Consider the following 8908-nt stretch of genomic DNA (forward strand, 5'->3'; position numbering starts at 1 on the left):
CGACGGGTCTGGCGACGACGGACAGCACGGTCTCGACGCTGTCGACGAATCTGGACACGACCAACAGCAACCTGGCGAGCGTGTCGAGCTCGGCCTCGACGGGCGTCAGCTCGCTGTCGAGCGCGGTGTCGACGACGACGAGCAGCATTGCCAGCCTGTCGGTGTCCAGCTCGACGGGAGTGTCGTCGCTGTCGACGACGCTCGATACGACCAACAGCAACCTGACGAGCCTGTCGTCGTCCACCTCGACCGGCATGAACTCGCTGTCGACCAGCCTGTCGACCGCGACGAGCAGCGTTGCCTCGCTGTCCTCCGGACTTGACACGGTGTCGTCGTCCGCATCGACGGGCATCGCTTCGGTATCGAGCGGCCTTGCGACGACGAACAGCACGGTGGCAAGCCTGTCGGTTTCGACGTCGACCAGCGTCGACTCGCTGTCGACCGGCCTGTCCACGACGAACAGCACGATCTCGAACGTGTCGGTTTCGGCTTCGACCGGTCTCGCGTCGCTGTCGACGGGGCTCGACACGACTAACAGCAACATGACGAGCCTCTCGGCGTCGACGTCGACGAGCGTCGGTTCGCTGTCGAGCGGCCTGTCCAGCACGACCAGCAATGTCGCGAGCCTGTCGGTCTCGGCATCGACCGGCATCCTGTCGCTGTCAACGGGTCTCGACACGGTGAGCAGCGATCTCACGGATCTCTCGGGCTCCACGTCGGTCGGTATGACCTCGCTGTCGAGCGGTCTGTCGACGACGGGCAGCAAGGTGGCGAGCCTGTCGGTCTCCAGCTCGACCAGCATCTCCTCGCTGTCGAGCGGTTTGTCGACCACGACCAGCACCATCACCAGCCTGTCCGCTTCGACGTCGGCCGGTGTGACGTCGCTGTCGAGCGGGTTGTCGACCACGGACAGCAATGTCGCGAGCCTGTCGGTGTCCAGCTCGGCTGGCGTCGCATCGCTCTCGTCGGGCCTCGACTCGACCAACAGCAACCTCACGAGTCTGTCGTCGTCCACGTCGGCTGGCGTGACCTCGCTGTCGAGCGGTCTCTCGAGCACGAGCAGCACGCTGACCAGCGTGTCGGCCTCCACGTCGACCGGCATCGACTCGCTGTCGACCGGCCTGTCGACCACCGGCAGCAACATCACGAGCCTGTCTGCATCGACCTCGAGCGGTCTCACCTCGCTGTCGACCGGCCTGGCCAGCGCGACGAGCAGCGTCGATTCGCTGTCCACCGGGCTGAACACGGTATCGGTCTCGGCTTCGACCGGCGTGTCTTCGCTGTCGTCCGGCTTGTCGAGCACCAACAGCACGCTGACGAGCGTATCGGTCTCCGCTTCCACGGGCATCAATTCGCTCTCGACCGGTCTGTCGACCACCGATAGCACGGTGGCAAGCCTGTCGGTCTCCGGATCGACGAGCCTGTCGTCGCTGTCGAGCGGTCTGTCCAGCACGACGAGCAACGTCGCGAGCCTGTCCACGTCGACTTCGACCGGCCTCAGCTCGCTGTCGACCGGCTTGTCGTCGGCGACCAGCAACATCGCGGATCTGTCGGTCGGTCAGGCCAGCCTGTCGGTCTCCGCATCGGCGGGTATCGCGGATCTGACGACCGGTCTGTCGACGACCAACAGCACGCTGACCGACGTGTCGACCTCTGCGTCGACCGGTATGGCGTCGCTGTCGACCGGTTTGTCGACGGCCAACAGCGACATCGTCAGCCTGTCGGCTTCTTCGTCGACGGGGCAGGCGTCGCTGTCGAGCGGTCTGTCGACGACGAACAGCACGGTTGCCAGCCTGTCGGTGTCGAGTTCGACGAGCGTGTCGTCGCTGTCGACCGCGCTGTCGACCACCGATAGCAATGTGTCCAGCCTCTCGGTGTCGGCTTCGACCGGTATCGATTCGCTGTCCACGGGCCTTTCGACGGCATCGAGCGATCTGTACAGCATGTCGACATCGACGTCGACCGGGGTCTCGTCGCTGTCCAGCGGCCTGGCCTCGACGGTGAGCACGGTCAGCAGCCTGTCCACGGCGACGCTCGGCAACGTGAACTCGCTGTCGACGACGCTCTCGACGCTGTCGGCCTCGTCGTCGACGAGCATCAGCACGCTCTGGACGGGTGTGAATTCGCTGTCGACCGGGTTCGGTGTGTTGTCCACGACGGTCATCAATCTGTCGACTTCGGCTTCGACCGGCATCTCGTCGCTGTCGACCAGTCTCGACAGCGCGAGCACGAGCATCGCCAGTGTGTCGACATCGGCTTCGACCGGTCTCTCGTCGCTGTCGACGGGCCTGTCGAGCACGAACAGCGACATGAGCAACTTGTCGGTGTCGACTTCGAGCGGTATCGCGTCGCTGTCGACGGGCCTCGATTCGGTGTCGACTTCGACGTCCGCGGGCATCGACTCGCTGTCGACTTCGACTTCGAGCGGTATCGCGTCGCTGTCGGGCAGCCTGTCCACGACCGATAGCACGGTCGCCAGCCTGTCGACCTCGACCTCGTCCGGCCTGAGTTCGCTGTCGACCTCGGTCGATTCGCTCTCCAGCGGTCTGTCGACCACGGATAGCACGGTGGCGAGCCTCTCGTCGTCGACCTCGACCGGCATGAACTCGCTGTCGACGAGCGTCGACTCGCTCTCAAGCGGCCTGTCGACCACGAACAGCAACGTGGCCGTCCTGTCGACTTCGACCTCGAGCGGTATGAGTTCGCTGTCGACCAGCGTGGATTCGCTGTCGAGCGGCCTCGCGACGACGAACAGCAACCTGACGAGCCTGTCGACCTCCGTGTCGACGAGCATCGACTACGTGGTCAATGGCGTCACCTCGCTGTCGTCCGGCATGAGTTCGCTGTCGTCTTCGGCCTCGACGGGCATCGGCTCGCTGTCGACGGCGGTCGATTCGGTTTCGACGTCGACCTCCACGAGCATCGCGTCGCTGTCGACCTCGACCTCGACGGGCGTGAGTTCGCTGTCGACCAGCGTGAATTCGCTGTCGACCGGGGTGAGCTCGCTGTCGACCGGATTGTCCACGACGAATTCGACGGTGGCTTCGCTGTCGACGACCGTCGCGCCGGTGGTCGAACAGATCAACGCCGCTGCCAGCAACGGCAACATGTTCAGCGGTACGCAGGTTGGCGGCATGAACACCAACGGCACGGTGCAGACACGCGGACAAAGCGGCACCAGCATCACCAACGTGGTCGCCTCCGGCTGCTCGTCGGTGTCGGGCGTCGATGCGACCGGTACGGGTCTGTGTGCGACGGCAACCGGCGACGGCGCGACCGCATACGGCTCGAACGCGGTGGCGAGCGCCGAGAACACGACTGCAATCGGTTACCGCGCGGCGGCGACCTACGCGGGTTCCGTGGCAATCGGCTACAACGCGCAGGCGGTTGCAGATCCGACCGTTGCGATCGGTGCGAACTCGCTCGCGGCCGGCAACAACTCGGTCGCGCTCGGTGCGTCGGCATCGGCGGCGGGTTCGAACTCGGTGGCGTTGGGTGCAGGCTCGATCGCAGCGCAGGACAACACGGTGTCCGTCGGCTCGCAGGGTAGCGAACGCCGGATCACGAACGTGGCGGATGGCGTGAACCCGACTGACGCTGCCAACGTCGGCCAGTTGAACAGGGCGGTCGGCGGCATTCAGAACCAGATCAACGAGGTGGCGCGTAACGCGTACTCGGGTGTTGCTGCCGCGACCGCGCTGGCGACGATTCCGGAAGTGGCTGTCGACAACAACTTCTCGTTCGGCATCGGTACGGCGAACTACGCAGGCTACCAGGCTGTGGCGTTCAGCAGTACCGCACGCATCACGCAGAACGTGAAGGTCAAGGGTGGTGTGGCCATCAGCGCAGGCAAGACAGCAGTCGGCGTGGGTGCGGCATACCTGCGATGACGAATGACCGTAGTGCAGAGCCCGCGCGTGTCGGTCGGATGGCTCCGACCGGAGAACCGGCCGACACACCGATTGCAGCGAAGCTGTTTGCTGTTTTCTTTAAGCAAGAAACAGAATGAACAAGAATTACCGAAGTATCTATAACGAAACGCTTGGCGCGTGGGTTGCCGTCAGCGAAATCGAGGCCGCGCGCGGCAAGAAAAGCCGGTCAAAAACCGTTGCCGGGCCGGCGCTCGGGCGAGCGGTGGTGGCCATATCGATGGCCGGGGTGCTGTCTGGCACGATGTTAGATTCGGTCCAGGCCGGCGTTGTCCGTGCCAACGGGGCGAGTGCAGTGGGCACTTATAATAGTGATACGGCTGCCGTCAAATATACGTATCAGAGTACAGTCGGGGCCTCCGTTGGCGGTGTCGCCCTGTCTGGGGCGATCGACTGCGGCATGTTGTTGCCGGCTGGCAGCAACACCAAATCCTCGATGATCTATGGCGCCGGGACTTCGCCTTATACGGGGGGGCTGTACGGATTCGGCGCGCAGAAAAGTGCCGTAAGCTACGGCGTCGCCACCAACAGTGCTAACGGCCAGTCCATCAATACCTGGTCCGGCGCGCAAACCATCAGCGGAAGCAGGATCTCCGTCACGGCGGCTAGTTCGGCGCCGGCGAATGCTAGCGGCAATAACTCCGCGTTCGGCATGAATTCGTTCGCGACCGGGTGCGGCTCCCAGGCTACCGGCCTGGGTACGACGGCACTCGGGTGGGGTGCGGTGGCGTCGGGTACGGGGTCCACGGCCCTGGGCATCAATTCGACAGCGTCTGGCCAGGGGTCGCTCGCTTTCGGCGTCTACTCGACTGCGTCGGCTACCGACACACTCGCGATGGGGTCGCTGACGACCGCTAGCTCGACGGGCGCTATTGCGTTCGGTGCGGGTGCGAACGTGTCCAATAACATGGCGTCGGGTATCGCACTTGGTAAAAACGCGACCGTAAGTGGTGCTTACGGTATCGCACAGGGCGACAGCGCGGTATCGGGCGCTGTTGGCCAGAACGTCGCGATCGGCCATAGTGCGTCGGCGAACTCAAGCACGGGTGCCGGGGGCGCAGTCGCGATTGGCTCGAAGACCAATGCGACCGGCGACGGCGCCGTCGCAGTCGGCTTCGGCGACACCGCGACCGGCAACGCTGCGATTGCGATGGGCAATAACTCGATGGCGACCGGCGATGGCGCAATCGCGATGGGTAACGCTGCCGGGGCAAACGGCGCGAACGCGGTGGCTATCGGTAGCGGCGCGAAAGCGCAGTACGCCGGCAGCGTCGCGATCGGCGCCGGCGCCACGACGGCCGCCACCGCATCCTCGGCAGTGGGTTACGGGACCAGCACGACGGCAAACGGCGAAGTGTCGTTTGGCGCTGCAGGCAACCTCAAGCGCCTGACCAACGTGGCGGACGGTTCCGCCCCGCAGGATGTCGCGACCGTTGCTCAGTTGAGCACCGTGGTGAGTTCGCTCGAGCCGGGCGTGAGTTCGATTTCCACCGCGTATGCTCCGCTCCCGTCGAATCTGGCCAGCATTTCGACTTCTGAAGCGGCAGATCTTGCCTCGCTCAGCACTGGCGCCGTCGGCGCGAACAGTTCTGTCTCGTCGCTTTCGTCGTCATCGTCAACGTCTCTCGCCGGGCTCACGACGAGCCTCTCCACGACGAACAGCAAACTCACGGCAATGACGGCGTCGACGTCGAGCGGTATCGACTCGTTGACTTCGAGCCTGTCCACGACGGGCAGCGGTCTCGCTTCGTTGTCAACCTCGACGGCAAGCAGCCTGTCGAGCGCGAAAAGTACGTTCACCTCACTGTCGAGTTCGACGTCCACCGGGTTGATCACGCTGGCGACGAGCATGAGCGTCGCGAGCAGCACGCTGACTTCGCTGTCGGGTTCGACTGCGGATCGCTTTGCCACCGCCGACAACTCGATTTCGTCGCTGTCGGTGTCGAGGTCGAACGCGCTGAACGCGACCAAAAGCAGTCTGAGCACGTTGTCGGGTTCAACTTCTTCGGGTCTCGCCACGCTGAACAGCAGCCTGAACGATCTGACCGTTTCGGTGTCCAGCGGGCTCGACCAGTTGAATTCGAGCATGAGCATGACGTCGTCGTCGATGCGCGTGCTGTCGCTGTCGTCGTCCGATGCGATCGGCGCGCTCGCGACGTCGTTGTCGTCGCTTGGCGGCGATTTCACGTCGAGTCTGTCGACTTTGACGGCGGGTGTGTCGTCCTTCCAGACGTCGGCGTCGAGCGGCATTGCGACCGTGTCGACAGGCATCGATTCGTTGAGCGCTTCGGCTTCCAGTAGCCTCGTAAGCACATCGGCCTCGCAGGACTCGCTGTCGTCTTCGGCATCGAGTGCGTTCTCGTCGGTGTCCTCGGACCTCAATACGCTGTCCACGTCCAGTTCGACCACCATCGGCTCGATGTCTACCGTCCTCGCGTATGTCCAGACGGTGTCCTCGTCGATCTCGAGCGGTGTGATGTCGTTGTCGACGGGCCAGGCTTCGCTGTCGACCAGTATGGCGTCGCTGTCGACTGGCATCGACAGCACGAACAACGCGATCGCGAACACGTCGACGTCAGTGGCGGACAGCTTCGGCTCGCTGTCGACTGCGTTCGGTACGACCCTGAGCACCATTACCGACGTGTTGGCCTCGGGTTCGACCGGCATGGCGTCGCTGTCGAGCACGCTCGACACGGTTTCCACCTCGGCGTCGAGCAGTATCGCAAGCTTCAGCACGGGTATGGACGTTTTGTCCACGTCCGCATCGACCAGCTTCGGGACGATGGCAAGCGGGCTTCTCGGCACGAACAGCTATATGACGAGCCTGTCCGCGTCGATTTCGACGGGCAACGAGTGGCTGTCCGCGTCGATGAGCACGATGGACAACACCGTCGCCAGTCTTTCGACGTCCAGTTCGACGGCGGTGTCGAACGTGTCGGCCAGCCTGTCGGCAACCAACAGCGTGTATTCGGACCTGGCGAGCACCACGACGAGCGGCCTCGCTTCGCTGTCGACCAGCATTGACGGGTTGTCCGCGTCGGCGTCCACGAGTTTCGCGAACGATACGACCAGCGTCGGCAGTCTGTCGACGAGCCTTTCCACGGCGAACAGCTCGGTCGCGGGCCTGTCCACGTCGCTCGACACGGCCAACAGCAACATCGGGAGCTGGGCCGGTTCGGCTTCGACCGGACTGAGCACGTTGTCGTCGGATCTGCAGTCGGCCAACAGCTCGGTCGCGGCGCTGGCGATGTCGGCTTCCACGAGTTCGGCGCAGCTTTCCACCAGTCTCGATACGACCAATAGCAACCTCACGGTGCTCGCCGATTCGACGAGCACCAGCGCCGCACAGCTGACGACCGGACTGTCGTCGGTCACCAGCAGCACGACGTCGCTTTCGTCGGGGATCATCACGCTGTCGTCGTCGGCATCGACCGGCGTGGCCGCGCTGACTTCGGAGCTTTCGACGGTTGGCAGCAATCTGGCCAACACGGCGACCCTGGTGTCGAGCGGTATCGCGGGCGTTTCCACCGGCGTCTCCGACGCGGCGAACAACGTCGCGTCGCTGTCCACGGGTCTGTCGACGGCGGACAGCAACGTGAGCACGTTGTCGACCACGCTTGCCGGTACGAATTCGACGGTGTCGAGCCTTTCGTCGACGGTGTCGGGCAGCTTCGCATCGATTTCCGGCAGCCTGTCGACGACGGGCGCCGCGCTCGCCAGCCTCTCGGCGACGAACACGGCGGGGCTCGGGTCGCTGTCCAGCGGTGTCGATATTGCGGGCAGCACGGTGACGAGCCTCTCGGTATCGACGTCCGGTACGGTGTCGCAACTGTCCACGCAGCTCGCCGGCGTCGCCAGCAGCGCGACGTCGTTGTCGACCGGTATCGATGGACTGTCGACCAGTCTCGACACGACAAACTCGTCGCTCGTGAGCGTCTCGGCATCGGCGGCGGGCGCAGTGGGTTCTCTGTCGACCAGCATCGTGACGACCAACAGCACGATCGACAGCCTCAGTTCGACCAGTGCGGCCAGCACGGCATCGCTGTCGACTTCGCTCGGCACGGCGGGCAGTAACATCGCCAGCGTGTCGACGTCGACCTCGTCGGCCATGTCGTCGCTGTCGAGCAGCCTGGCAGGTACGACCAGCGACGTTGCATCGCTGTCTGTCGGCCTCGATACGTTCTCGGGCAGCACGTCGACCGGTATCGGTTCGCTTTCGACGGTCCTTCTTGACACGGGCAACGCGCTGGGCAGCATGTCCACGTCGGCATCGACGGGTCTCGGCTCGCTGTCGACCGGCATCGCGTCGGCCAACAGCACCGTGGCCAGCGTGTCGCAGTCCAGTTCGACGAGCACGGCGTCGCTGTCGACGTCCCTCGCAGGCAGCACAAGCGCAGTGTCCGATCTGTCGGCATCCACGTCGAGCAGTGTCGGGTCGCTGTCTACGGCGCTCGCGGGCACGACCTCCGGCATCGATTCGCTGTCGAGCGGGATCGGCGGCCTGTCCACGTCTACGTCGACCGGTCTGTCGTCGCTCGCCACTGGTGTCAGCACCGTCGGCAGTTCGGTTGCGACGATGTCGGCTTCGTTGTCGGGCGGCTTGAGCACGGCGGCTTCGGCGCTCGCAACGACCAACAACAACGTCGGGCTGCTGTCGGGTTCGACTTCGACGGGCTTCGCTTCGCTGTCGACGGGTGTCGACACGCTGACGTCGACGACCGCGAGCGTCGCGACTTCGGCGTCGACGGGTCTTGCGTCGCTGTCGACGGGCGCGGCTACGGCCAGCAGCACGCTGGCAGACGTATCGACGTCGGCGGCTTCGGCTGTCACGTCGATGTCGACCAGCCTCGTCAACACGGGCAGCACGCTCACGAGCCTGTCGGTGTCGGGCGCGGCGGATCTGACGTCGCTGTCGACCACACTGACGGGTACGACGAGCAGCCTGACCTCGCTGTCGACGGGTCTGGATACGCTCTCGG

At 64.5% G+C, this 8908-nt stretch carries 7 protein-coding genes and 2 pseudogenes; 3 read left to right on the forward strand and 6 right to left on the reverse strand.

Going from position 1 to position 8908, the window contains the following annotated elements; genetic code table 11:
- The 3 genes from D1Y85_RS27820 to D1Y85_RS27830 all read right to left on the reverse strand — a co-directional run.
- Window positions 1-1540, reverse strand: a 1540-nt coding sequence (locus D1Y85_RS27820) for a hypothetical protein (protein ID WP_246025065.1), incomplete at its 3' end; no start/stop codon positions are given.
- An 18-nt stretch (window positions 1541-1558) separates the two neighbouring features.
- Entirely contained in the window at window positions 1559-2794 is a 1236-nt protein-coding gene (locus tag D1Y85_RS27825; RefSeq protein WP_246025066.1) for a hypothetical protein, read from the reverse strand.
- A 3-nt stretch (window positions 2795-2797) separates the two neighbouring features.
- Entirely contained in the window at window positions 2798-3025 is a 228-nt protein-coding gene (locus D1Y85_RS27830) for a hypothetical protein (protein WP_246025067.1), read from the reverse strand.
- 13 nt (window positions 3026-3038) lie between these two features.
- Between D1Y85_RS27830 and D1Y85_RS27835 the strand changes: the two genes are divergently transcribed.
- Both D1Y85_RS27835 and D1Y85_RS28175 read left to right on the forward strand, forming a co-directional pair.
- Window positions 3039-3890 (forward strand): YadA family autotransporter adhesin, encoded by an 852-nt coding sequence (locus tag D1Y85_RS27835; RefSeq protein WP_246025068.1) that lies wholly within the window; start codon window positions 3039-3041, stop codon window positions 3888-3890.
- A 115-nt stretch (window positions 3891-4005) separates the two neighbouring features.
- Window positions 4006-4131 (forward strand): annotated as a pseudogene (locus tag D1Y85_RS28175) (ESPR domain-containing protein); the annotation flags it as partial.
- A 308-nt stretch (window positions 4132-4439) separates the two neighbouring features.
- Here D1Y85_RS28175 and D1Y85_RS27840 read toward each other — a convergent pair.
- Window positions 4440-4676, reverse strand: a complete 237-nt coding sequence (locus tag D1Y85_RS27840) for a hypothetical protein (RefSeq protein WP_246025069.1) — start codon at window positions 4674-4676, stop codon at window positions 4440-4442.
- Between D1Y85_RS27840 and D1Y85_RS28180 the strand changes: the two are divergent.
- A pseudogene (locus D1Y85_RS28180) lies at window positions 4582-5184 on the forward strand (hypothetical protein); the annotation flags it as partial. The gene D1Y85_RS27840 and the pseudogene D1Y85_RS28180 overlap by 95 nt on opposite strands.
- 182 nt (window positions 5185-5366) lie before the next feature.
- Here D1Y85_RS28180 and D1Y85_RS27850 read toward each other — a convergent pair.
- Together D1Y85_RS27850 and D1Y85_RS27855 are read right to left on the reverse strand one after the other, a co-directional pair.
- Window positions 5367-6686: a hypothetical protein gene (locus tag D1Y85_RS27850; RefSeq protein ID WP_246025071.1), complete on the reverse strand. Its 1320-nt coding sequence runs from the start codon at window positions 6684-6686 to the stop codon at window positions 5367-5369.
- Between the two features lie 54 nt (window positions 6687-6740).
- The coding region (locus D1Y85_RS27855) for a hypothetical protein (protein ID WP_246025072.1) at window positions 6741-8908 on the reverse strand (2168 nt) is incomplete at its 5' end.

Origin of the sequence: Paraburkholderia dinghuensis (genome assembly GCF_003837865.1) — a bacterium.
Lineage (GTDB): Bacteria > Pseudomonadota > Gammaproteobacteria > Burkholderiales > Burkholderiaceae > Paraburkholderia > Paraburkholderia dinghuensis.

What these genes read in the sequence shown, in the direction of transcription:
- D1Y85_RS27825 (WP_246025066.1), bottom strand. Translation starts at nt 2,794, where the DNA reads ATGCTCGTCGACACGGAGGTCGACAGGCTCGTCAGGTTGCTGTTCGTC.